This window comes from Cupriavidus sp. 01L43, from assembly GCF_056399925.1.
Genome location: NZ_JBFTSH010000003.1, coordinates 300,255 through 324,078, shown reverse-complemented (window position 1 = coordinate 324,078; position 23,824 = coordinate 300,255). Strand labels below are relative to the sequence as shown.

General features: G+C 67.9%; 22 protein-coding genes. 14 read left to right on the top strand and 8 right to left on the bottom strand.

The window, feature by feature from the left end:
• The first annotated feature begins 119 nt into the window (after positions 1–119).
• Entirely contained in the window at positions 120–968 is an 849-nt protein-coding gene (locus AC1DP9_RS08425; RefSeq protein ID WP_092291174.1) for a fumarylacetoacetate hydrolase family protein, read from the top strand.
• 227 nt (positions 969–1,195) lie between these two features.
• A complete protein-coding gene (locus tag AC1DP9_RS08420) occupies positions 1,196–2,455 on the top strand; it encodes a M20 aminoacylase family protein (protein WP_092291176.1) in 1,260 nt (419 codons plus the stop codon).
• 46 nt (positions 2,456–2,501) lie between these two features.
• Here the strand turns inward: AC1DP9_RS08420 and AC1DP9_RS08415 are convergent, their stop codons facing one another.
• A complete protein-coding gene (locus tag AC1DP9_RS08415) occupies positions 2,502–3,320 on the bottom strand; it encodes an AraC family transcriptional regulator (RefSeq protein ID WP_092292079.1) in 819 nt (272 codons plus the stop codon).
• Between the two features lie 189 nt (positions 3,321–3,509).
• Here AC1DP9_RS08415 and AC1DP9_RS08410 point away from each other — a divergent pair, with 189 nt between their 5' ends.
• A complete protein-coding gene (locus AC1DP9_RS08410; protein ID WP_092291178.1) occupies positions 3,510–4,739 on the top strand; it encodes an MFS transporter in 1,230 nt (409 codons plus the stop codon).
• 94 nt (positions 4,740–4,833) lie between these two features.
• Here the strand turns inward: AC1DP9_RS08410 and AC1DP9_RS08405 are convergent, their stop codons facing one another.
• Complete coding sequence (locus tag AC1DP9_RS08405) at positions 4,834–6,141, bottom strand: M20/M25/M40 family metallo-hydrolase (RefSeq protein ID WP_477107038.1); 1,308 nt, start codon at positions 6,139–6,141, stop codon at positions 4,834–4,836.
• A gap of 262 nt (positions 6,142–6,403) precedes the next feature.
• On the opposite strand from AC1DP9_RS08405, the gene AC1DP9_RS08400 reads away from it, so the two are divergent.
• Together AC1DP9_RS08400 and AC1DP9_RS08395 are read left to right on the top strand one after the other, a co-directional pair.
• Complete coding sequence (locus AC1DP9_RS08400) at positions 6,404–6,667, top strand: hypothetical protein (RefSeq protein WP_177219853.1); 264 nt, start codon at positions 6,404–6,406, stop codon at positions 6,665–6,667.
• A 114-nt stretch (positions 6,668–6,781) separates the two neighbouring features.
• Positions 6,782–7,774, top strand: a complete 993-nt coding sequence (locus AC1DP9_RS08395; RefSeq protein ID WP_454756716.1) for a Bug family tripartite tricarboxylate transporter substrate binding protein — start codon at positions 6,782–6,784, stop codon at positions 7,772–7,774.
• 21 nt (positions 7,775–7,795) lie between these two features.
• On the opposite strand, the gene AC1DP9_RS08390 is transcribed toward AC1DP9_RS08395, so the two are convergent.
• A complete protein-coding gene (locus tag AC1DP9_RS08390) occupies positions 7,796–8,527 on the bottom strand; it encodes a response regulator transcription factor (RefSeq protein WP_477107037.1) in 732 nt (243 codons plus the stop codon).
• 176 nt (positions 8,528–8,703) lie between these two features.
• On the opposite strand from AC1DP9_RS08390, the gene AC1DP9_RS08385 reads away from it, so the two are divergent.
• Positions 8,704–9,507 carry a response regulator transcription factor gene (locus AC1DP9_RS08385; RefSeq protein WP_092291188.1) on the top strand — a complete coding sequence of 268 codons (804 nt, stop codon included), beginning with the start codon at positions 8,704–8,706 and terminating at the stop codon, positions 9,505–9,507.
• Positions 9,508–9,587: 80 nt separating this feature from the next.
• On the opposite strand, the gene AC1DP9_RS08380 is transcribed toward AC1DP9_RS08385, so the two are convergent.
• From AC1DP9_RS08380 to minC, 4 genes are all read right to left on the bottom strand, one after another.
• On the bottom strand, positions 9,588–10,691 hold the full coding sequence (locus AC1DP9_RS08380) for a porin (RefSeq protein WP_092291190.1): 1,104 nt from the start codon (positions 10,689–10,691) through the stop codon (positions 9,588–9,590).
• A 449-nt stretch (positions 10,692–11,140) separates the two neighbouring features.
• Positions 11,141–11,395 (bottom strand): cell division topological specificity factor MinE, encoded by a 255-nt coding sequence (minE, locus tag AC1DP9_RS08375; protein WP_011296252.1) that lies wholly within the window; start codon positions 11,393–11,395, stop codon positions 11,141–11,143.
• Between the two features lie 15 nt (positions 11,396–11,410).
• A complete protein-coding gene (gene minD, locus AC1DP9_RS08370; RefSeq protein WP_092291192.1) occupies positions 11,411–12,226 on the bottom strand; it encodes a septum site-determining protein MinD in 816 nt (271 codons plus the stop codon).
• Between the two features lie 72 nt (positions 12,227–12,298).
• Entirely contained in the window at positions 12,299–13,105 is an 807-nt protein-coding gene (gene minC, locus AC1DP9_RS08365) for a septum site-determining protein MinC (RefSeq protein ID WP_441644112.1), read from the bottom strand.
• A 197-nt stretch (positions 13,106–13,302) separates the two neighbouring features.
• On the opposite strand from minC, the gene AC1DP9_RS08360 reads away from it, so the two are divergent.
• From AC1DP9_RS08360 to kdpE, 8 genes are all read left to right on the top strand, one after another.
• A complete protein-coding gene (locus AC1DP9_RS08360; protein WP_092291196.1) occupies positions 13,303–14,274 on the top strand; it encodes a magnesium and cobalt transport protein CorA in 972 nt (323 codons plus the stop codon).
• A gap of 167 nt (positions 14,275–14,441) precedes the next feature.
• A complete protein-coding gene (locus tag AC1DP9_RS08355) occupies positions 14,442–14,570 on the top strand; it encodes a hypothetical protein (protein WP_255370702.1) in 129 nt (42 codons plus the stop codon).
• Entirely contained in the window at positions 14,570–14,659 is a 90-nt protein-coding gene (kdpF, locus tag AC1DP9_RS08350; protein ID WP_092291198.1) for a K(+)-transporting ATPase subunit F, read from the top strand. Before AC1DP9_RS08355 ends, kdpF begins: the two co-directional genes overlap by 1 nt.
• Positions 14,660–14,670: 11 nt before the next feature.
• Positions 14,671–16,497, top strand: a complete 1,827-nt coding sequence (gene kdpA, locus AC1DP9_RS08345; protein WP_477107093.1) for a potassium-transporting ATPase subunit KdpA — start codon at positions 14,671–14,673, stop codon at positions 16,495–16,497.
• A 14-nt stretch (positions 16,498–16,511) separates the two neighbouring features.
• Positions 16,512–18,692 carry a potassium-transporting ATPase subunit KdpB gene (kdpB, locus tag AC1DP9_RS08340; protein ID WP_441591501.1) on the top strand — a complete coding sequence of 727 codons (2,181 nt, stop codon included), beginning with the start codon at positions 16,512–16,514 and terminating at the stop codon, positions 18,690–18,692.
• Positions 18,693–18,717: 25 nt separating this feature from the next.
• Complete coding sequence (gene kdpC / locus AC1DP9_RS08335; protein ID WP_477107036.1) at positions 18,718–19,353, top strand: potassium-transporting ATPase subunit KdpC; 636 nt, start codon at positions 18,718–18,720, stop codon at positions 19,351–19,353.
• Positions 19,354–19,420: 67 nt separating this feature from the next.
• Positions 19,421–22,315 carry a DUF4118 domain-containing protein gene (locus AC1DP9_RS08330; protein WP_477107035.1) on the top strand — a complete coding sequence of 965 codons (2,895 nt, stop codon included), beginning with the start codon at positions 19,421–19,423 and terminating at the stop codon, positions 22,313–22,315.
• A gap of 5 nt (positions 22,316–22,320) precedes the next feature.
• Positions 22,321–23,016: a two-component system response regulator KdpE gene (gene kdpE / locus AC1DP9_RS08325; protein ID WP_092291206.1), complete on the top strand. Its 696-nt coding sequence runs from the start codon at positions 22,321–22,323 to the stop codon at positions 23,014–23,016.
• A gap of 207 nt (positions 23,017–23,223) precedes the next feature.
• Here kdpE and AC1DP9_RS08320 read toward each other — a convergent pair whose 3' ends face one another.
• Positions 23,224–23,769 (bottom strand): hypothetical protein, encoded by a 546-nt coding sequence (locus AC1DP9_RS08320; RefSeq protein WP_477107034.1) that lies wholly within the window; start codon positions 23,767–23,769, stop codon positions 23,224–23,226.
• Between the last annotated feature and the right edge of the window lie 55 nt (positions 23,770–23,824).

Below are 23,824 nucleotides of genomic sequence, written 5' to 3'. Positions count from 1 at the left end.
TACTTCTCCACCGGGGATGTCTCCGCTGCTGCACAGGACAAGCCGGCCAGATTCCGGCTATCCTCGGTTTCCTTGCCGTCTCGCTTCCCACGGCCAGCCCAGAAACCAAGGAAATCACCATGAAACTAGTACGCGTAGGACAGCCCGGTGCAGAGCGCCCGGGCGTCGTGGATCGTGATGGCCGCGTGCGCGACCTGTCTGCCGTGATCGGCAACATCGGCCCGGACGAACTGGCGCCGGCCGCGCTGGCCCGGCTGGCCGCGATCGACCCCGCCACGCTGCCGCTGGTGGAGGGCGCCCGCCACGGCGTGCCCTGGACCGGCATCGGCAAGATCATCGCCATCGGCCTGAACTACGCTGACCATGCCGCCGAAGCCGGCATGCCGCTGCCGGCCGAGCCGATCGTCTTCCTGAAGGCCAATTCCTCGCTGAACGGCCCCAACGATGCCGTGATGCTGCCGTTCGGTTCGGAGAAGTCCGACTGGGAGGTGGAGCTGGGCGTGGTCATCGGCACCACCGCGCGCAATGTCTCGAAGGCCCAGGCGCTTGAGCACGTGGCGGGCTACTGCGTGGTCAACGATGTGTCCGAGCGCGAGTTCCAGATCGAGCGGGGCGGCACCTGGGACAAGGGCAAGGGCTGCGACACCTTCTGCCCGGTCGGCCCCTGGCTGGTCACGCGCGACGAGGTGCCCGAACCCCAGAACCTGGCGATGTGGTTGGACGTGAACGGCCAGCGCATGCAGAAAGGCAGCACCGCAACCATGGTTTTCGACGTCGCCACCGTGGTCAGCTATGTCAGCCGCTTCATGACCCTGCTGCCCGGCGACCTGATCGCCACGGGCACGCCGCCGGGTGTGGGCATGGGGTTCAAGCCGCCGCGCTACCTGCGCGCGGGCGACACCATGCGCCTCGGTATCGCCGGCCTCGGCGAGCAGACCCAGCAGGTCGTGCCATACGGCGAGCGCTGAGTCGGGCGTCGGCCCATGTCCGACATCGTTGCCAGAAAAAGGGGGACTTTCGGGTTCCCCGCTGAAACGTCTTCATACAAAGGGTCGCAGTTCCACACAAAGCGTCCCCTAAGGGCAACAGTTTTGGCACGGTTTAGGGCGCATACGCACGAAATCCGCATTCTGGGTTTTACCCTTCGACCCTGCGTGAAATACTGTTCATACATGCAAGCCACAAGAGCAATGCCATGTCTGAACATGCCCCCGAAATAGAATCGATATTGAAGACCGTCGCGGTCAAGCTCGCGAACGGCTCCACCGAATCCCCCACGCGCTCCTACTGCACGCTGCACGACACGCTCGATTGCCACGACGAGCTGCAGGACATCCGGCGCAGCATCCACCAGCATCCCGAACTGGCCTTCAACGAGATCCGCACTGCCGAACTGGTGGCGTCCCGCCTGGAGGGGTGGGGCTATCAGGTCACGCGCGGCGTGGGCGGCACCGGGGTGGTCGGCACGCTGCGCGCCGGCACGGGCAAGCGGAGTGTCGGCATTCGCGCCGATATGGACGCGCTGCCGATTCACGAGCGCTCGGGTTTGCCCTATGCCAGCGTGCATGAGGGCAAGATGCACGCGTGCGGCCACGACGGCCACACCACCATGCTGCTGGGCGCCGCCCGCCAGCTGGCGCGGACCCGCCGCTTCAACGGCACCATCCACCTGATCTTCCAGCCGGCCGAGGAAATCGGCGCGGGCGGCGGCGCGGAGCGGATGCTGGCCGATGGCCTGTTCGAGCGGTTTCCCTGCGATGCGATCTTCGGCCTGCACAACCATCCGGGCGTGGAAGCTGGCACCTTCATGTTCCGTTCCGGCCCGTTCATGGCGGCCTGCGACACGGTAGCGATCACGATCCGCGGCAAGGGTGGCCACGCGGCGCGCCCGCACCAGTCGATCGACCCGATCCTGGTGGCCGGCAGCCTGGTGATGGCGCTGCAATCGGTGGTATCGCGCAATGTGGATCCGAACGAGACCGCCGTGGTGACCATCGGCACGCTGCACGCCGGCCACGCCCCGAACGTGATTCCGGACAGCGCGCGCATGGAAATCAGCGTGCGGTCGTTCAACCCCGAGGTGCGGGCGTCGATGGAGGCGCGCATCCGCCAGCTGGCTACATCGCACGCCGAGGGTTACGGCGCTACGGTCGATATCGACTATGTGCGCGGCTACCCGGTGCTGGTGAATAGCGAGGCCGAAACCGAGTTCGCGCGCCAGGTGGCCGAGGAACTGGTGGGGCCGGAGCGTGCCGTGCCGAACTTCCACCGGATCGCCGGCAGCGAGGACTTCGCGTACTTCCTGCAACAGCGCCCGGGCTGCTTCGTGCGGATGGGCAACGGCGCGAACCAGCCGCTGCTGCACAACGCCGGCTACGACTTCAATGACCAGAATCTGACCGTGGGCGCGGCGTACTGGACCCGGCTGGCCGAGCGTTACCTGGATGGGGCCTGAGCGGGACCCGATCGGGGCCTGAGCCCCGACCGGGCTCATCGGGCAGTTATCGGAAGAAGGCGCTGGGCGGCACGCCGAACTGCCGCCGGAACATCGTCGCAAAGGCGCTCGGGCTGCCATAGCCCATGTCGAGCGCCACATCCACCACCTTCGCCCCCGCCGCCAGGCGCTCCAGCGCGGCCAGCAACCGCGCCTGCTGGCGCCACTGGCCGAAGGTCATGCCGGTCTCGCGCGCGAACCGTCGCTGGATCGTCTTCGGATCCACCCCCAGCGAGTTTCCCCAATCGGCCAGGGTCAGGTCGGTGTCCGGGCTTTCGACGATGGCGTCGCAGATCTGCCGCAGGCCGACATCGCTCGGGCGCGGCAGGTGCAGCGGCAGGGTCGGCACCAGCAGCACCTCATCGAGGAGCAGCCGCATCAGCCGACCGTCGCGCGAGTCCGGTGCATAGGGCAGTGGGATGTCGATGGCGGCCAGGATCAGCTCGCGCAGCAGCGCGGTGACGCCGAGCACGGTGCAGCGGGTGGGGAGGTCCGGCGCGGCGTCCGGGCGGATATAGGCGGTGCGCATCTGCACGCGGCCGACCATGCGGATCCAGTGCACCGTGCCGCCGGGCATCCACATGCCGCGCGTGGGCGGCACGATCCACTGCCCGTCCGCCGTGGAGACCACCATCACGCCGTGCATCGCGTGGATCAACTGCGCGTGGGGATGCTGGTGCGGCTTGGTGACGTGGCCCGGGGCGTAGTCGGCGGCCATGGCCGTTACCGGCATCGGGCTGCGGTCGTAGCGGATGTAGGCTGGCGAGGCCGCGTAGGTGTCGGCCCGGGCGTCGGCATCGGGGTCGTGCGGGGCATCGGGCGGCAGGCGCCGGGCGCCCGGCGTGGTGCGGTCGATCCACTCGACTGGCGGCGGCGTCGCTTTCCGAGGACGGGGGGTGGGCGGCATGTCCTTTTCTCCAAGGTTCCGGCCCCATTCTCGCAGGACAGGCGGAAATTTGCCATTTACGATGCGATCGTCACACTTTTAACCAGATCGGCCAATGCGCCCCGCCCCATGAGCACAACCGTCAATCCCGCCCCCGCCGCCGAGGCCGCGCACCGCGAGGAAGGCACGCGCTTCCGCGTGTTGTACGCGATCAGCTTCGCGCACTTCCTCAACGACATGATTCAGTCGCTGATCCTGGCCATCTATCCGATGCTCAAGGGCGGCTTCAACCTGAGCTTCACCCAGATCGGCCTGCTGACGCTGACCTATCAGATCACCGCGTCGCTGCTGCAGCCGATCGTTGGCCTGTACACAGATAAGCATCCGAAGCCACATTCGCTGGCCATCGGCATGGGCTTTACGCTGTGCGGGCTGCTGCTGCTGTCCGTGGCGCCGACCTATGGCGTGCTGCTGGTGGCGGCGGCGCTGGTGGGTACCGGCTCGTCGATCTTCCATCCGGAGTCGTCGCGCGTGGCGCGCATGGCCTCGGGCGGCCAGCACGGGCTGGCCCAGTCGATCTTCCAGGTGGGCGGCAACGGCGGTAGCGCCATGGGGCCGCTCCTGGCGGCGTGGATCGTGCACCAGCAAGGCAGCGTGGCGTGGTTCTCGCTGGCCGCGCTGCTGGCGATTGCCGTGCTGTGGCAGATCGGCGGCTGGTACGGCCGCCACCTGGCCGAGCGCGCAGCCAAGAAGAAGGGCGCCGGCACGGCGGCCAAGCCGCTGCCGACCCGCACCGTGGTCCGCGCCATCGCGGTGCTGCTGCTGCTGATCTTCTCGAAGTACTTCTACATGGCGAGCCTGAACACGTATTACACGTTCTATCTCATGGAGAAGTTCGGGCTGACCCGCCAGTCTTCGCAGATCTACCTGTTCCTGTTCCTGTTCGCGGTAGCGGCTGGCACCATCCTCGGCGGCCCGATTGGCGACCGCATCGGCCGCAAGCGCGTGATCTGGGCGTCGATCCTCGGCGTGGCGCCGTTCACGCTGATGCTGCCGCACGCCAACCTGTTCTGGACCGGCGTGCTGTCGTTCGTGATCGGCTTCATCCTGGCCTCGGCGTTCTCGGCCATCCTCGTGTTCGCCCAGGAGCTGATTCCGGGCAAGGTCGGCATGGTGTCCGGCCTGTTCTTCGGCTTCGCGTTCGGCATGGGCGGCATCGGCGCCGCCGTGCTCGGCACCCTGGCCGACACGCACGGCATCAAGACCGTGTACGACGTCTGCGCCTATTTGCCGCTGCTCGGCCTGCTGGCGGTGTTCCTGCCGGACCTCGGCGGACGGAAGAAGACCGCGGCGGCCTAGCCCGCCGTTGGATTGCTCCCCTCGCCCGCTTGCGGGAGAGGGGCCGGGGGAGAGGGCCGGCGCATGAACCTGCCCGCCACCCCTCGTAGAACGCCTACTTCGCGGCCCCAGCCTTATCCTGGGACACATCCATGATCATCCGCGTCAGCAGGTACAGGCGCGGCGTGACCGAGTTCAGGTCCACGTACTCGGCATCGTTCGAATGCGCGCCAAAGCCGCGCAGCCCGAAGCGCTCGATCACCGGTGCCTTGGTGCCCGCCGCCGCGAACGCCGCGTCGGTGCCGCCGCCTTCGGCAGTGTCATAGACCATCAGCTTCTCGCCGATTTCCGAATAAATGCCCTGCGCATGGGCTGCCAGCGTGCGCGCCGCCTGGGTGACCTCGAGCGGCGGGCGACGACGCTCGAACTTGACCTCGACCTTGGTGTCCGGAATCAGCTTCTGCTTCACGCGCTCCTGCAGCGTGCGCTCCAGGCCATCGTAGTCGGCGGTGCGCAGCACGCGCACATCGGCCTGCGCCGTGGCGACGGCCGGAACCACGTTGCGGTTGGTGCCCGCGTTCGAGATCGTCCAGTTGACCTTGAGCCCGGTGTCCGGGTTGGACAGGTCGCGCATCTGCAGGATCTGGTGCGACAACTCGTACAACGCATTGCGGCCCAGCTCCGGCGCGCTACCCGCGTGCGACGCCTTGCCCGCGACTTTCAGCGAAATCGCACCGATGCCGCTCGTCGCCAGCGACAGGCGGTCGCCCGTGACGCGCGTGGCCTCGCACGAGAACACGGCGTCCTGCTGCGCCCCGAGCTTGGTCATCATGGCGCGGGCGCCCGGCGAGCTGATTTCCTCGTCGCCGTTGATCAGCACCGTCAGCGTGCCGTAGTCCTTGAACTTCATCTTTTGCAGGATGGCCACCGTGTGGAGGATCACGGCCACGCCATTCTTGTCGTCGGCAATGCCCAGCCCGTAGGCGCGGTCGCCGTCCACGCGGAACGGCTGCTGCGCGAGCATGCCGCGCAGGTACACGGTGTCCATGTGGGCGATCAGCATGATGTTGCGGCGCCCGGTGCCCTTGAACTGGGCCACGACCATCTTGCCGACCTTCTCCGGCGTGTCTTCCATCCGGTAGACCTCGGTGGGCTCGACCAGCTTGGCGTCGCCGCCGAGCGCGGCCAGCCGGTCCCGGATCAGCGAGGCGATGCGGTCCAGGCCCTCGATATCCTTGCTGCCGGACTCGATCGACACCAGATCCTTGAGCGTGGCGATCAGCGCGGGCTTCTCCTGCTGGGCGAGCTGGTAGGCCGGCTCCACCGGGGCGGCGTGGGCCGTGGCGGCGCAGGCGGAGGCCAGTGCCAGCGCGAACGGCAGGGCGCGCAGGGCATGGAAGCGGGGGCGACGAACGGATGGCATGCGGTCAGGCTCCTTGTTATGGGGATGTGGGATCGGAAATCTTGAGCGCATGGCGCCGCCACGTAAAGTGCGCCAGACGCGATGCCGCGTGAAAACGCCAGCCTGTCGCGCGCACGCAGCAGACATGGCGCGACATGGCCTGCCCATGGCCCGGCCACGGACCAATCACCGCCAGATGGGGCCAACGCCAGCGTTTTGCGGCATCATGGCGGGCATGAAGTCCGCCGTGCCCCCGCTCCCCGGTCATTCCGGTCATCCCGCCATGCCAGCCGCCCCGCCCCTGCCGGTACCCACCCGCCCCGCCTGCGCCCACTGCCTGGCCTTGGCCGAGGACCCGCGCCGGCGCGAGCCGCACGCCTGCCTGGCTCTGCGCAACACGGCGCCCCATGTCAGTGCCAGCGCGGCCGGGGTGCCGTTCAGCATGCTGTCCTTCACCTGCCGCGAGTGCGGCACGGCGTGGCGGCTGTACGACCGCGCCAACGAACTCTTCGTCTCGTGGGTGCCGGAACACCCGCTCGTGCGCTGAAACGGCTTCGCCGGGAGGGCTGGCAAGGCCGGAACGGCAAGCGGGCGGGGCCGCCGGGGCCCTTCGGCTAAGATAGCGCCTATCCATCAGCAACCCTCCCGCCCCGTTTCCAACATGTTTCCTGCCATTTCCAAGCCGCTGCTGGCGGCCTTGTCTGTCGCCACGCTTGCGGCCCCGTCCTTCGTTTCCTCCGCCCACGCGGCCGACGCCTACCCGAGCCGCCCGATCCGCGTGATCGTGGCCTACCCGACCGGGGGCATCAGCGACGCCGTGGCCCGCGCGCTGGGCGAGAAGCTGTCCGTGCAGATGGGCACCTCCGTGGTGGTGGAGAACAAGGCCGGCGCTGGCGGCAGCATCGGCATCGACGCCGTGGCCAAGGCCGCGCCGGACGGCTACACCATCGGCTTCGCCTCCACCAGCCCGTTGACGCTGAACCCGCACGTGGGCCGCGTCAACTACGACCCCGAGCACGACGTGGCGCCGGTCATGAGCGTCATGTACTCGCCGGTGCTCGTGGTGGCCACCTCGGGCTTCGCCGGCAAGGCCTTCCCGGACCTCGTCGCGCAGGCCAAGGCCAAGCCGGGTTCGGTCCGCTGGGCCACTTCGGGCCTGGGCACGGTCGGGCACGTGATGCTCGAGCAGGTCAAGGCGAAGTCCAAGGCCGACATCACGCTGATCCCCTACAAGGGCGCGGGCCAGCAGATGAACGACGCGCTGGGCGCGCAGTTCGAGGTGATGAGCACCAACGCCAGCCCCATGCTGAGCCAGCATATGCAGGCGGGCCGCCTGCGCGCGCTGGCCGTGGGCGCGCCCAAGCGCCTGGAGAGCCTGCCCGGCGTGCCGACCTTCGCCGAACTCGGCTATCCCAAGGCCAACCTGACGTCGACGTTCGGCATCTTCGCTCCGGGCAAGACCCCGCCGGCCATCATCAACCGCCTCAACGCCGAGCTGAACAAGGCGCTGGGCGAGCCGGAAGTGCGCGAGCGCCTGCTCAAGGGCGGCGAGGTGCCCACCGGCGGCACCGCCGCGCAGTTCGCCGCCGCTATTCGCGCGGAGTCGGAAGACAACGCGCGCATCGTCAAGGAAGCCGGCATCAAGGCCGACTGAGCCCCCGTCGTCCACCATCGGCTAGACCAGATCCAGCCGGCTGCCCAGCCGGTGGATCGCCCGCAGCATCACGCCGTTGCGGGGCCATAGCGCCAGCTTGGTCCGCACGCGCGAGAGGTGGCTGTCCACGGTGCGCGCGTGCGTGTGCACCCCGCCGTCCGGCCAGACGTGCCGGATCATCGCCTCGCGCAGCACCAGCGTGCCCAGGTTGCGGAACAGCAGCAGGGCCAGCGCAAACTCCTTTGGCGCCAGCGCCACGGGCACACCGGCCACCCAGGCCTGCCGCTCGGCCGTGACGAAGCGATAGACGCCGCTCACGAGTTGCTCGGGCATGTCGCCGAAGCCCGCCGGCGCCACGGTGCCGGCCAGCATTCCCGGTACTGCCGCGCGCCGCGCCAGCGCCTCCACGCGCGCCAGCAACTCGGCCCCGCGCCCCGCCTCGCCCACGTAGGCATCGGCGCCCGCCGCCAGACAGGCCGCCACCTGTGCCTCGTCGTCGCCCCGGCCCAGCATCATCACCGGCACGCCTTGTCCGAGCGTGTCGCGCACCCATTTCAGCACGTCGCACGCGGCCGTCGCGGCGGCGATGGAACTCGCGCGGTCCAGCAGCAGCACGTCGTAGCGGGCGTCCCGCACCGCGTCCGTCATCGACTTTCCACACCCGAAGCAGCGCACGACATGCCCGCCCCGATGCAGCGCGTGCCTGAGCATCCCGGCGCGGGACGGGTTGTCCGCCAGCGCGGCGATCTTCACGATGGGCCTCCCTCGGCTTGTTTCGATGCGGCCATGGTAGGCCGCGCGCCGGCCGGCACGAAGTAAACATTTGTTGCCGACTAAAAATGAGCATCGTCTTATAGGGTTGCGACGCGTCCCGGCCTCTAATGCTCGGATGGCAGACAACGGATGCGCCTCGGGGGCGCGCAACGACGATGGGATTGAGGATAGCTTCGCTGGAGCCAGACGCCGGCCACGCCGCGCGGATTCGGGAGATCGTGACGGCCGCCGGGCACGAGTGCGTGACGTTCGACGACGGCCGGCGCATGCTGCTGACGCTGCGCAAGGTCACGTTCGACCTGCTGCTGCTGGACTGGCACGCGCCGCAGGTCAGCGGCCGCGAGGTGCTGGCGTGGGTGCGCGCCCATCTGGACGCCCGCGTGCCGGTGATGTTCCTGACCGGGCTGGACAACGAGCGGGACATCGTGGCGACGCTGGCAGCGGGAGCGGACGACTACATGGTCAAGCCGATCCGCCCGCAGGAACTGGCCGCGCGGATCGAGGCGCTGCTGCGCCGCGCGTACCCGGACCTGCGTCAGTCGCGCGACGGCAGCATGGCCTGGGGCTGCTTCGCCTTCCACCTGGCCACCCGGGCCTCGACATGCCACGGCCAGAAGGTGGCGCTGACGCCCAAGGAATTCGACCTCGCGCTGCTGCTGTTCCGCAACGCCGGCCGGGTGGTGCCGCGCGAACACATGGTGGTGGCGGTCTGGGGGCGCGACATCCCGCCGATGTCCCGCACCATCGACACCCACATCTCGCGCGTGCGCAACAAGCTGGGACTCTGGCCCGACAACGGCGTGCGCATCGTCCCGCTGTACACGCATGGCTATCGGCTGGAGTTGCTCGGCGACGAGGGGTCGGCGGGGCCTGCACCCAAGCCCGACGCCGCGCCGGCCGGCGGCTCCCGCAGGCGCCGTGGAACGGGCCGCCAGCCGGTGCTGGGCCCCAATCGCTGATGACGGCAGGAACGACCCGCCGCCCTGAAAAACAAAAAGGCACCCGAAGGTGCCTTTCTGCGATGCGGTCAGACCAACAATCAGAAGATGTGGCGGATACCTGCGGCCACGCCCGTCTGGTTGTTCTTGCCAGGCATTTCGGCCTGCACAGCGCCCGTGACCTTGTTGTAGTCGACGGTGCCGTACACCTGGGTACGCTTGGACAGCGAGTACTCGGCCAGCAGCACGCCGGTGTAGCGGTTGCCGCTGCTTTCCACGCCGTTCTTGTCCTTCACGTGGTCGCCGTAGAACACGCCGGTCACGGCCAGGGCCGGGCTGACCTGGTAGGTCATGCCGACGTAGCCGATCATGTCCTTGCGCGGCGTGTTGGCGGCGCCGGCGGCGATGGCGTTCTGGGCGGCAACCGTGGTCGTGGCGGCCGAGCGGTTCAGGAAGCCATTGTCGATCGTACCGGTGGCGTCACGGCCGCCGACGTAACCGAGGAACAGCTTGGCTGCGCCGATGGTGTACTTACCAGCCAGGCCCCACATCTGCTGGCGCTCGCTGCTGGCGTTGCGGAATTCCTGGTACACGGCGCCGATGCCGAACGGCCCGATGTCGTACGAGGCACGGGTGCCCCAGTACTGGTTGCGCGTCATGCTGCCGGCGGTCTCACCGAAGCCGTAGCTGGCGCCCACGTTCAGGCCCGCGAACGCGCCCGAGTAGCTCACCACATTGTCGGTACGGATCTGGGTCAGGAAGAACGGCCAGGCGTTGTTGTCGTAGTTACCGATGGTCAGCGGGTCGAAGTCGCCGAACAAATTAAACCCTTCGGTGTACTGGCGGCCCAGCTTGACTGCGCCGAAGTCACCGGCCAGGCCCACGTAGGCCTGACGACCGAACATACGGCCACTCGGGTTGGCGGTGCTGACCTGGTTGGAACGACCCGTATCCGGATCGAAGCCGTTTTCCAGCTGGAAGATGGCCTTCAGGTTGTTGCCCAGTGCTTCGCTGCCCTTGATGCCCCAACGGCTGTTGGTGATCGCGCCGTTGGTCAGCTGCGTCTGGCTGTGGTTGCCGGCGTCGGCGTTGGTCTGGAAGCGAATGCTCTGGTCAACGATACCGTACAGCGTCACCGACGTCTGTGCGTAGGCGCTGCCGGCCAGCAGGCTGCCAATGGCGAGGGTGAGTAGCGATTTCTTCATGGTGCTCCTTTTCTGTCTTGTGGTTGTGCCGTAACCGGATCACGGCCGGCACAAAGGTTTACGTTTGCAGTAAACGCCGCGAAAATTTAACAAAACACGGAACTTTCGGACATAAAAGCAGCGTGAACCGGCACTCTAGAGAGACATTTGGTGCAATTCCGTTGGTTTGTCGCTACACAATGTCACACCCTCGTGATAATGGTGCATTGCAGCGTGCGCCATGGCAGTGCATGGACGTGGGAGGCGAGCGGTGGGGCGGCTGTGCAGGCGCGATTGCAGCCACCACGTGGATGGTTGCTGCAATGCAAAAACCCCTCCTTGCGAGGGGCGGGTTATCCCTTAGTTAATGGGATAACGGCGCACGGAAGGTATCCGCGCGCCGTTCAGGACCGAGAAACTCGAATTAATTCGAAAACCGAAAAACGAATACCGAAAATGCCGGAGGGCAATCAGTTTTGCGGGATTTCGATTTTCACCTCGAGCACTTCGAGGTTGTCCTGGCGCTCCAGGCTGACGCGCAGGTCCTGGTCGCTGATCTTCACGTACTTGGAAATCACGGCCACCAGCTCGCGCTGGAGGGCCGGCAGGTAATCGGCCGGCGCGGAATGGCCGGTGCGCTCATGGGCGAGGATGATCTGCAGCCGCTCTTTGGCGACCGACGCTGACTTCTTCTTCTCCCCCAGCAGGAAGGACAGGATCGACATAGGGATGAGTCCTCCTTACTTGTTACCGAAGATGCGCGAGAGCAGCCCCGGCTTCTGGTAGTCGGTGAAGCGCATCGGCTTGTCCTTGCCCAGGAAGCGGTCCACCACGTCGCCATAGGCGTCGGCCACATCGCTGCCTTCCAGGTGGATGGCGGGCGTGCCCTGGTTGGACGCGTGCAGCACGGCTTCCGATTCCGGTACCACGCCAATCAGCTTGATGCGCAGGATTTCCTGGATGTCGGTCAGCGACAGCATTTCGCCGCCATGCACGCGCTTCGGGTTGTAGCGCGTGATCAGCAGGTGCTCCTTGATCGGCTCGCCGCCCTCGCTGGCACGCTTGGTCTTCGAGGCCAGGATGCCGAGGATGCGGTCCGAGTCGCGCACGGACGAGACTTCCGGGTTGGTCACGACGAGCGCCTCGTCGGCGAAGTACATCGCCATCAGCGCACCGGACTCGATGCCCGCCGGGGAGTCGCAGACGATGAACTCGAAGCCCATGCCCACCAGGCCGTTGATGACCTTTTCCACGCCGTCGCGGGTCAGCGCGTCCTTGTCCCGCGTCTGCGACGCCGGCAGGATGAACAGGTTCTCGCACTTCTTGTCCTTGATCAGCGCCTGGTTCAGGTTGGCTTCGCCCTGGACCACGTTGATCAGGTCATACACCACGCGGCGCTCGCAACCCATGATCAGGTCGAGGTTGCGCAGGCCGACGTCGAAGTCGATCACGGCCGTCTTGTGGCCCCGCAGGGCCAGGCCGGCGGCGAAGCTCGCGCTGGTGGTGGTCTTGCCAACGCCTCCCTTGCCGGAGGTCACAACGATGATTTTTGCCATGGCTCTATGGTCCAGTATGGGTGCAGGGTATTTCGTACCGGGCGGGCCGGCCGTACCGATGGGTTAGCGCGGTTATTTCATCCGCAGCGGTTCGAGAATCAACTTTTCGTCAGCAAGGCGCACCTGGGCCGACTTGCCGAGCACATCGGCCGGGAGCGTCTGCTCGGCGGTCCGATAGATGCCGGCGATGGAAATCAGCTCGGGCTCCAGGCACGTGCAGAAGATGCGCGCGTCCGGGTTGCCCTTGACACCCGCCAGCGCGCGTCCGCGCAGCGGGGCATAGATATGGATGTTGCCTTCGGCGATGACCTCGGCGCCGTAGCTGACCAGGTCCAGGATCACCACGTCGCCCTGCGCGTAGATCTGCTGGCCGGAGCGCAGCGGCTTGTCGATCAGCAGGGTCGGCACCGCGCGCGGGGCGGCGGCAGCGGCCATGATCTCGGCGATATCCGAGGCCGTGTTGTTGACTGGCGCGGCTTCGGCGGCGGGGGATTCAGGGGTTTCGGCGGCCTTGGGGGCGCCTGGGGCGGCAGCCGTCGCCGCTTCGTCCCGGCCGCCACGGCGGCTCTGGCTCTCCAGCAGCGGCAGGCCGAAGGCTTCGGCCCAGGCGCGCTGGTCGTCGCGCGCCACCACGCCGATGGCCCGGGCGCGCAGGGTGGCCAGCGTGTCGATCACGCGGTCCAGCGCCAGGCGGTCGTCGCCTTCCAGGCGGCGCAGGTCCAGCGCCACCACGTCATTGGAGAAGAAATCGGGGGTCGATTCGAAGCGGGAGAGGAGATCATCCCGCAGCGCCTCGATGTCGGCGGTCTTGAGGGCGAGAAGGAGGGCGTCGACGTTGCCACTGCGCAGCTCGAAGCGTGGCGATTTCTTCTGAGACATAGTCGGTGACCGTGGAAATGCCACATTCTAACGTCGGTTCTCCGGCGAACTGTAACAATTCTCGAACCCGGCGCCGAACGTGCCCGATGCGGGGCTTCCCGGCCGGATCGCGCGCCTAAAGTGCCGGGCGATGCCGCTTACGCTCGCAGAAGGGTGACGCTCTTGTTACGATTGCGCATCTCGACAACGGAGTTCCCATGGGCGCCATCGTCAATTGCGCGGCCTATCGTCAAGGCAAGAAGCTGGGTCCGGTCGAATTCGACGCCCTCGCCGGCGTACTGTCCGAGCCCGGCACCTTTGTCTGGCTGGGCCTGCACGAACCGGACCTGGCGTTGCTGCGCAAGGTCCAGCAGGCGTTCGGGCTGCACGACCTCGCCGTGGAGGACGCCCTGGACGCCCACCAGCGGCCCAAGCTGGAAACCTACGGCGATTCGGTCTTCGTGGTGCTCAATACCGCGCAACTGGTCGGGGAGGAGGTGGTGGTGGGAGAGACGCACCTGTTCGTCGGCCCGAACTACGTGGTTTCGGTACGGCACGGCGCCAGTTCCACCTACGCCCCGGTGCGCGAGCGCTGCGAGAGCGACCCGCAGGGGCTGGCCAACGGCCCCGGCTATGTGCTCTATGCGCTGATGGACTTCGTGGTGGACCACTACCTGCCCATCGTCAACCGGCTCGAGGACAACTTCGAGACGCTAGAGCAGGACATTTTCCGCGATGAATTCGATCGTGCCGCCATCGAACGGCTGTACCAGGTCAAGCACCAGGTGCTGCGGCTGCGCAACGCGGTCTATCCGGTGGAGGACATCTGCAGCCAGCTGATCCGGCTGCACGAGGAACTGGTGCCGAAGGAGCTGCGCGCCTATTTCCGCGACATCGAGGACCACGCCAGCCGCATCGTCCGCACGCTTGACGTGGTGCGCGAGATGCTGACCACGGCCGTGCAGGTCAACCTGGCGCTGGTCACGGTGGGCCAGAACGAGGTGGTCAAGCGGCTGGCCGGCTGGGGCGCCATCCTCGCCGTGCCGACCGTGATCTTCAGCCTCTACGGCATGAATTTCAGCTTTATGCCAGAGCTGAAGCTCCATTACGCCTATCCGGTGGTCATCGGCGTGACCGCCACGGCCTGCACCTGGCTCTGGCGCAAGTTGCACCGGGCGGGCTGGATCTAGCCCAGTCCGGATCAGCCGCCATGGCTGGAAAACGGCGCCACGCCTGGCGTTGGCGCCGTTTTTATATCTTCTTTACACCACCCCTCCCCCTCTCTACCCCGTTTTTACCCCGCCGTCCCTAATCTCCGAAGCGTGAATCTTTCACGTTTTTCCTATTTGGGGTTTGTATGGACGGGATCTATTTCCTCGTGTTGCTGGCCTTCGGCGCGCTGACCGGCGCGCTGCTGGCACTGTGCGCCGCGCTGGGCGCCAACCCGCCGTCTGCGCGGCAGACGGACGACGAGCGGGGGCGCTGATGGACTGGACCGACATCCTGAGCGGGGCCCTGGCCGCCGCGATCTTCCTCTACCTGCTTTTTGCCCTGTTCCGGCCGGAGAAATTCTGATGTCCACGCCGTTGTCCACACAATTCATCGGGCTGCTGGTCCTGTACCTCGCGATCCTGTTCGCGATGGCGCCGTTCCTCGGCCGCTACATGCGCCGCGCGCTGGAGGAGGGCGACTATCGCCTGACCGCCTGGGGCCGCCCTCTTGAGCGCGCGCTCTACCGTCTGGYCGGCGTGCGCGCGGACGCGGAGATGGGCTGGAAGCAGTACGCCATCGCCGTCCTCATCTTCAACGTGCTCGGCGTGGTCTTCGTCTATGCGATCCAGCGCCTGCAAGGCATGCTGCCGCTGAACCCGCAGGCGTTCGGCGCGATCTCGCCCGACTCCTCGTTCAACACCGCCATCAGCTTCGTCAGCAATACCAACTGGCAGGGCTACGCCGGTGAATCGACGATGAGCTACCTCACGCAGATGCTGGCGCTGACGATGCAGAACTTCGTCTCGGCGGCCACTGGCATTGCGGTGGTGTTTGCGCTGATCCGCGGCTTCGCGCGCCACGGCGCCGCCACGCTCGGCAATTTCTGGGTCGATCTGGTGCGCACCACGCTCTATGTGCTGCTGCCGTTGTCCTTGATTACCGCGCTGCTGCTGGTCAGCCAGGGCGTGATCCAGAACTTCGACCGCTACCAGGATGCAGCGCTGGTCTCGGAACTCACCTACACCCAGCCCAAGGTGGATGCGGCCGGCCAGCCCGTGCTCGACACCGCCGGCCAGCCCGTGACGGAGACCGTCAAGACCCGCACGCAGTCCTTGGCGATGGGTCCGGTGGCCTCGCAGGAAGCCATCAAGATGCTCGGCACCAACGGTGGCGGCTTCTTCAATGCCAACTCGGCGCACCCGTACGAGAACCCCACGCCGTTCACGAATTTCGTGGAAATGCTAGCCATCTTCCTGATCCCGGCGGCGCTGTGCTTCGCCTTCGGCGAGATGGTGCGTGACCGCCGGCAGGGCGTGGCGGTGCTGGCGTCGATGACCGTGATCTTCGTGGTCATGGCGATTGCCGCCGTGGTGTCCGAGCAGCAGGTCAACGCGGCGCTGACATCGCTGGTTATCGACCACGTGGCCTCCGCGCTCCAGGCCGGCGGCAACATGGAAGGCAAGGAAGTGCGATTCGGCATCTCGGCGACCTCCCTGTTCGCGACGATCACCACGGCGGCGTCGTGCGGCGCGGTGAACGGCATGCACGACTCGTTCACGGCCATCGGCGGGCTGGTGCCGATGCTGCTGATGCAGCTCGGCGAAGTGGTGTTCGGCGGCGTGGGTTCGGGCCTGTACGGCATGCTGGTCTACGCGGTGCTGGCGGTGTTCATCGCCGGGCTGATGATTGGCCGCACGCCGGAATACCTCGGCAAGAAGATCGAAGCCTACGAGATGAAGATGACCGCCGTGGCGATCCTCGTCACGCCACTGCTGGTGCTCGTGGGTACGGGCATCGCGGTCATGACCGAGGCCGGCCGCGCGGGGGTGTTCAACCCCGGCACGCACGGTTTCTCGGAAATCCTCTATGCCCTCTCGTCGGCGGCGAACAACAACGGCAGCGCGTTCGCGGGCCTCTCCGCCAACACGCCGTTCTATAACGGGCTGCTCGCCGCGGCAATGTGGTTCGGCCGCTTCTGGATCATCGTGCCGGTACTGGCGATGGCCGGCTCGCTGGCCGCCAAGCGCCGCACCCCGCCTACCGCCGGCACCATGCCGACGCACGGCCCGCTGTTCGTGGTGCTGCTGGTGGGCTCGGTCCTGCTGGTAGGCGCGCTGACCTATGTGCCGGCGCTGGCGCTGGGCCCGGTGGCCGAGCAGTTGCAGCACATCCCGGCCGCCACTCAGGCGGTGGCCCGGTAATCGTGGAGAATCGTATGCAGCAAGACACTACGGTGACGCGCACTTCGGTGGCGCGTACCCCGCGTCAGGTTCCGGCCCGGGGCGGCATGTTCGCGCCCGAGCTGGTCAAGCCGGCCATCGTCGACGCCTTCAGGAAACTGTCGCCGCGCGCCCAGTTGCGCAATCCGGTGATGTTCGTGGTCTACGCGGGCAGCGTGCTCACGTCGATCCTGTTCCTGCGCGCCCTGTTCAGCCCCGTGCAGGGTGGGGAATCGGCCGGCTTCATCCTGGCCATCTCGATCTGGCTGTGGTTCACGGTGCTGTTCGCCAACTTCGCCGAAGCCATGGCCGAAGGCCGCAGCAAGCAGCAGGCTGCCGCGCTGCGGGGGCTGAAGACCACGGTGACGGCACGCGTGCTGCGCCCGGGCCGGACCAACATCCGGGCCGACGGCGCCACCGAGGCGCGCATCGCCACGGACCTGCGTCGGGGCGATGTGGTGCTGGTCCAGGCCGGCGACATGATCCCCGGCGACGGCGACGTGATCGAAGGCGTGGCCTCGGTCGATGAGTCCGCCATCACGGGCGAGTCCGCGCCGGTGATCCGCGAGTCGGGCGGCGATTTCTCGTCGGTCACGGGCGGCACGCGCGTGCTGTCCGACTGGATCGTCGTGCGCATCACCGCCAACCCCGGCGAGAGCTTTATCGATCGCATGATCGGCATGGTCGAAGGCGCCAAGCGCCAGAAGACCCCCAACGAGCTGGCGCTGACCATCCTGCTGGTGGGCCTGACGCTGGTCCTGCTGCTGGCCACGGCCACGCTGCAACCGTTCTCTCTATATAGCGTGATGGTGGCCAAGGCCGGCGTGCCGGTGTCGGTGACGGTGCTGGTGGCCCTGCTGGTGTGCCTGATCCCGACCACCATTGGCGGCCTGCTGTCCGCCATCGGCGTGGCCGGCATGAGCCGGATGATGGAGGCGAATGTGATCGCCACGTCCGGCCGGGCCGTGGAAGCTGCTGGCGATGTGGACGTGCTACTGCTCGACAAGACCGGCACGATCACGCACGGCAACCGCCAGGCCGCGCGCTTTATCTGCGCACCGGGCGTGACCCCGCGCCAGCTGGCTGAAGCCGCCTGGCTGTCGTCGCTGGCTGATGAGACGCCGGAAGGCCGCAGCATCGTGGCGCTGGCCCGCCAGCAGCCCGACGCCACCGTCCCCGAAATGGGCGGCAAGGGCCTGGACGCCCCCGTGTTCGTTCCCTTCACCGCCCAGACCCGCATGAGTGGCGTGGACGTCACCCATGGCGCGCGGGTGCGCAGCGTGCGCAAGGGCGCCGCCGATGCAGTACGCCGCTACGTGGCCGACCGCGCCGGCAAGTTCCCCGATGCCGTGATGCAGGCCGTGGACGATGTGGCGCGCGCCGGCAGCACGCCGCTGGTGGTGGCGGAGGCGATCTCCGAAGGCACCGAGGACAGCGTGCGCGTGCTCGGCGTGGTCGAACTCAAGGACATCGTCAAGACCGGTATCCGCGAGCGCTTTGGCGAACTGCGCCGGATGGGCATCCGCACGGTGATGATCACCGGCGATAACCGCCTCACGGCGGCGTCGATCGCGGCGGAAGCCGGCGTGGACGACTTCCTGGCCGAAGCCACCCCCGAAGCCAAGCTGGCGCTGATCCGCGAGTACCAGCGCGAGGGCCGCCTCGTCGCCATGACCGGCGACGGCACCAACGACGCCCCGGCGCTGGCCCAGGCCGACGTGGCCGTGGCCATGAACAGCGGCACGCAGGCAGCGCGCGAGGCCGGCAACATGGTCGACCTGGACAGCAATCCGACCAAGCTGATCGAGATCGTCGAGATCGGCAAGCAGATGCTGATGACGCGCGGCTCGCTGACCACGTTCAGCGTGGCCAACGACGTGGCCAAGTACTTCGCGATCATTCCGGCCGCCTTCGCCACCACCTATCCGCAGCTCAACCTGCTGAACGTGATGGGGCTGGCCACGCCGGCGTCCGCGATCCTGTCGGCGGTGATCTTCAACGCGCTGATCATCGTCGCCCTGATTCCGCTGGCACTGCGCGGCGTGGTCTACCGCCCGCTCGGGGCGGCCGTGCTGCTGCGCCGGAACCTGCTGATCTACGGGCTGGGCGGCATCATCGTGCCGTTCGCGGGGATCAAGCTGATCGATCTGTTGCTGACGATGTTCGGCTGGGTCTGAGCCGAGTCGTCTAGGAGAAATACGCATGACTACGCAAACCAAGGCCCCCATGGGCGCCGCCGCAAACAACGTACCGCGCCAGCCGGGGCTGCTTCGGCCGGCGCTGACGATCTTCGTCGGCCTGGCGGTGGTGACCGGGCTGCTGTACCCCGGCGCGGTGACCGGCATCGCCCGCGCGGTGTTCCCGCACGAGGCCGCCGGCTCGCTGATCGAGCAAAACGGCAAGGTGGTCGGCTCGGCGCTGATCGGCCAGCCGTTCTCCGAGCCGAAGTACTTCTGGGGCCGCCTGTCGGCCACGGCGCCGATGCCGTACAACGCGGCGGCGTCGGTGGGCTCGAACCTCGGGCCGAGCAACCCGGCGCTGACGGACGCGGCGCGGGCGCGCATCGAGGCGCTGCAGGCCGCCGACCCCGACAACAAGGCGCCGGTGCCGGTGGATCTGGTGACGGCCTCGGGCAGCGGCCTCGATCCGCACATCAGCCCGGCGGCGGCCCGCTACCAGGCGGCGCGCGTGGCGCGTCTGCGCGGGCTGTCGGTGGCGCAGGTGGAGGCCCTGATCTCGGCGAACACGGAAGGCCCGGGGCTGGCCGTGTTCGGCGAGCCCGGGGTGAATGTGCTGAAGCTGAACCTTGCGCTGGATGGGGTGAAGCGGGGCGACTGATGGAATGGATGCGCCAGCCCATGGCCGCCGGCCCCGTGGCAGAATCCGTCCCACCGCCCCCTCTACCATGACCCTCGCCGACAACCGCCCGGACCCCGACGCCCTGCTGCAACGCATGCAGGAGGAGGGCGCGCGCGCCGGGCGCGGCAAGCTGCGGGTCTACTTCGGCGCCTCGGCCGGCGTGGGCAAGACGTTCGCGATGCTCACCGCCGCCCGCGCGCTGCGCACGCAGGGGGTGGACGTGGTGGTGGGCGTCGTGGAGACCCACGGCCGCGCCGAGACCGAGGCGCTGGTCGCCGGGCTGGACAGCGTGCCGCTGCGCGAGATGCCCTACCGCGACCGCGTCCTCAAGGAATTCGATCTCGATGGCGTGCTCGCGCGCCATCCCGCGCTGGTGCTGGTGGACGAACTGGCCCACACCAACGCCGCCGGCAGCCGGCATCCCAAGCGCTGGCAGGACATCGCCGAACTGCTGGCCGCCGGCATCGACGTCTGGACCACGGTCAACGTGCAGCATCTGGAGAGCCTGAACCAGGCCGTGGGCGGCATCACCGGCGTGCGGGTCTGGGAGACCGTGCCCGATGCCGTGTTCGATGACGCCGACGACGTCGTCCTGGTGGACCTGCCCGCCGACGAACTGCTGCGCCGGCTGCGCGAGGGCAAGGTCTACCTGCCCGAGCAGGCCCGCCACGCCGCGCGCAATTTCTTCCGCAAGGGCAACCTGATCGCGCTGCGCGAGCTGGCGCTGCGGCGCACGGCGGATCGTGTCGATGACGACGTGCGCGCCTATCGCGACGCCCAGTCGATCGAACCGGTCTGGCGCACGCGCGAGGCGCTGGTGGCCTGCATCGGCACCGGCGACGACGCCGAGCAGGTGGTGCGCAGCGCGCGCCGGCTGGCCAGCCAGCTCGACTGCGACTGGCACGTGGTGACGATTGCCACGCCCCGGCTGGTGCCGCTGTCCTCCGAGGTGCGCACCCGCGTGCGCGCGGCAATGCGGCTGGCCGAGGAACTGGGCGCCCGCACCGAGACGCTGGCCGGACACGATATGGTGCGCGCGGTCACCGGCTACGTGCGCCGCCACAATCTCACCAAGGTGCTGGTGGGCCGCGCGCGCACCGACTGGCAGCATGAAGGCGGATGGCTCGAACAGGGCCGCATGCTGCTGGGGCGCGCGTTGTCGCCGGTGCTGGGCGCCGGCAACCGGTTGATCGGCCGCCAGACCTTCGCCGATGCGCTGGCGGCCGGCTGCCCTGAAATCGACGTGATCCGCGTGGCGGCCGACACCACACGCGCGGCGCCGCTGCCGGCCACGCAGGGCCTGCCGGCAGGGGCGATGTCCGAGGAAAACGTCGCCGAATCGGGTACGCGCCGCCTCGACTATGTCTGGTCGGTGGCCTGGTGCGCCGGGGCTACGCTGTTGTCCACATTCGCCCGGCCCTGGTTCGACATCGTCAACATCGCCATGCTGTTCCTGGCCGCCGTGGTGGGCGTGGCGCTGCGCCATGGGCGGGGGCCGGCGGCGCTGGCGTCGGTGCTGTCGGTAGGGGCGTTCGATTTCTTCTTCGTGCCGCCCCGGCTCTCGTTCGCCGTCAGCGACGTGCAGTATTTGCTGACCTTCGTCGTGCTGCTGACGGTGGGATTGGTCATCGGCCAGCTCACTGCCGGCCTGCGCGAGCAGGCGAGCGTGGCGGTGCGGCGCGAGACCGACGCGCGCACGCTCTACGAACTGGCGCGCGAGCTGTCGGCGGCGCTGACCACGCAGCAGATCGTCGAGATTGGCGGACGCTTCCTGCGTGCCGCGTTCGACGCCCACGCGTCGTTCTTCCTCGTCTCCGCATCGGGCCGGCTGCTTCCGGTGGCGGATCCCAATGAGACAAGTCCGAAAGAAGGTCGGACCACCAAGGGCGAAGCCATCGACACCGTGCTGGCCCAGTGGGTGTTCGACCATGGCGAAGCGGCCGGCACCGGCACCCACACGCTGCCGGGCAGCACCGTGCTGTACCTGCCGCTGAAGGCGCCGATGCAGACGCGCGGCGTGCTGGCCGTGGAGCCGCACGATTGGGGCGCGCTGGCCGACCCCGCGCTGCGCCGCCAGGCCGATGTGTTCGCCACGCTGATCGCCATCGCTATCGAGCGGCTGCACTATGTGGAGGTGGCGCAGCAGGCGCTGGTGTCGATCGAATCCGAGCAGCTGCGCAGTTCGCTGCTGGCAGCGGTGTCGCACGACCTGCGCACGCCGCTGACCGGGCTGATCGGCATGGCCGAGTCGCTCGCGCGGGCGCCGCTGCCGGCCGATGTGGCGGCCACCGTGGACGCCATGCGCGTCCAGGCCCACCGCATGCGGACGATGGTGGTGAATCTGCTCGACATGGCGCGGCTGCAGCGGCACGACGTGTCCCTGACGCGCGGCTGGCAGTCGATGGAAGAACTGGTGGGCGCGGCGCTGGCGGCGATGCGCGAGGCGCTGGCGGGACACCCCGTGCAGGTGTCGGGGCTGGCGGCGCTGCCGCTGGTCGAGTGCGACGCCGTGCTGGTGGAGCGCGTGCTCTGCAACTTGCTGGAGAACGCTGCCAAGTACACGCCGCCGGGCACGACGGTGCGCATCGGCGGCGCCGTGGCCGGCGAGATGGTGCAGGTGTTCGTCGAGGACGACGGCCCCGGCGTGCCGGCCGGGCAGGAGCGCCGCATCTTCGAGAAATTCACGCGCGGCGCGCACGAGTCCGCCACGGCAGGCGTGGGGCTGGGCCTGGCGGTGTGCGACGCCATCCTGCAGGCGCACGACGGCCGCATCTGGGTGGAGCCGGTGCACGGCGCGGCGCCGCATGGCGCGCGCTTCACGCTCGCGCTGCCGCGCGGCAATCCGCCGGACATCGAGCCGGAAACCCTGCATGACCTCAACGACCTCAACGACCTCAATGATCTGAGCGACCTGAACCAGGTCGCCAGGACGGAACCCTGAACGAGATGCCATTCGACTATTCGCCGACCGTCCTGCTGGTGGAGGACGAGCCCCATATCCGGCGCTTCGTGCGGGAATCGCTGCAGGCCGAGGGCTGCACCGTGCACGAGGCGGAGACGCTCAAGCGTGGGCTGATCGATGCCGGCACGCGCCAGCCAGACGTAGTGATCCTCGATCTCGGCCTGCCCGACGGCGACGGCATGACGCTGATCCGCGAGATGCGTACATGGACGCAGGTGCCGGTGCTGGTGCTATCCGCGCGCACCGAGGAGGCCGACAAGATCGCCGCGCTCGACGCGGGCGCGGACGACTACCTGACCAAGCCCTTCGGCGTGGGCGAACTGGTGGCGCGCGTGCGCGTGCTGCTGCGCCGCCACGCGCGCGCCAATCCGCAGGGCACGCCGACCATCGCCTTCGGCGACGTGCAGGTGGACCTGGCCAACCGCCTCGTCACGCGCGCCGAGGCGCCCGTGCACCTGACCCCCATCGAATACCGGCTGCTGGCGGTGCTGATCGCCCACCGCGGCAAGGTGATGACCCACCGCGAACTGCTGCGCGAGGTCTGGGGCCCGTCGCACGCCGAGAGCAGCCACTACCTGCGCGTGTACATGGGCCACCTGCGCCACAAACTCGAATCCGACCCCGCCCAGCCGGCCCACCTGCTGACCGAGGTCGGCGTCGGCTACCGCTTCGCGGCGTGAGCGCAACGCCCGGCTTGCGAGCCGGCGCCGATCGGGCTACCATCGCGTCGTTGGCATATGAACGGAACGGCGAAAGCCGCGTGTCAGCTCCGCCTCGCAAGAGGTTTGCGCCCGAGTGCGCTGATAGCTGAAAAGCAAAGAGGTCCGATTAGCAGTGCGAACAAAGGCTCCTTCGGGAGCCTTTTTCGTTTGGGCGACGGATGCCGCTCAATCCGGCGGTATCCTGATGGGCTTGCCGTGCAGCGTGTTGTGCAGCAGCACGCGGGTCTTCAGTACGCGGCGGCGTGGCCGGCTCCCGATGTGGGTACGGTCCCGGACGTACGCGCTTTGCACATAGAGGCGCAGCGCGCCCCGCTCCCGGGACCGCGTCACGGTGATGTAGATCTCATATTCCTGGCGCTCGCCGGATTCATCCACCCATTCGAGCAACAGGAAGTTGCCTCTGCCTGTGTGATAACACGGGCGCAGCGGCAACGAACCCACCACCTCCGGCAACTTGAACGACAGCGCGTAGCGCCGATGGCAGAAGATCCGGGTCTCGCGCTTGTCCCGATAGCGCAGCGCCTCCTCGGCGTCTCCCGCCTCCGGATTGACCGCGCGGGTGAAGCAGTGGAGGCCGAAGATCACGTCGACGATGTAGTGTTGCGCCGGCTTGCCATCCCGTGCGGCGAAGGTCAGCGTCAGGCGGCGCGGGTGCAGGTGGGACAGGTCATGGACGACGTCGGCGAGGCGGAAGGGCTCCCAGGCGATCACGCGGGCGCCTCGCCAGCGGTGCCGTGACGGCGGGTGGACGGGCGACGCAAGGGCG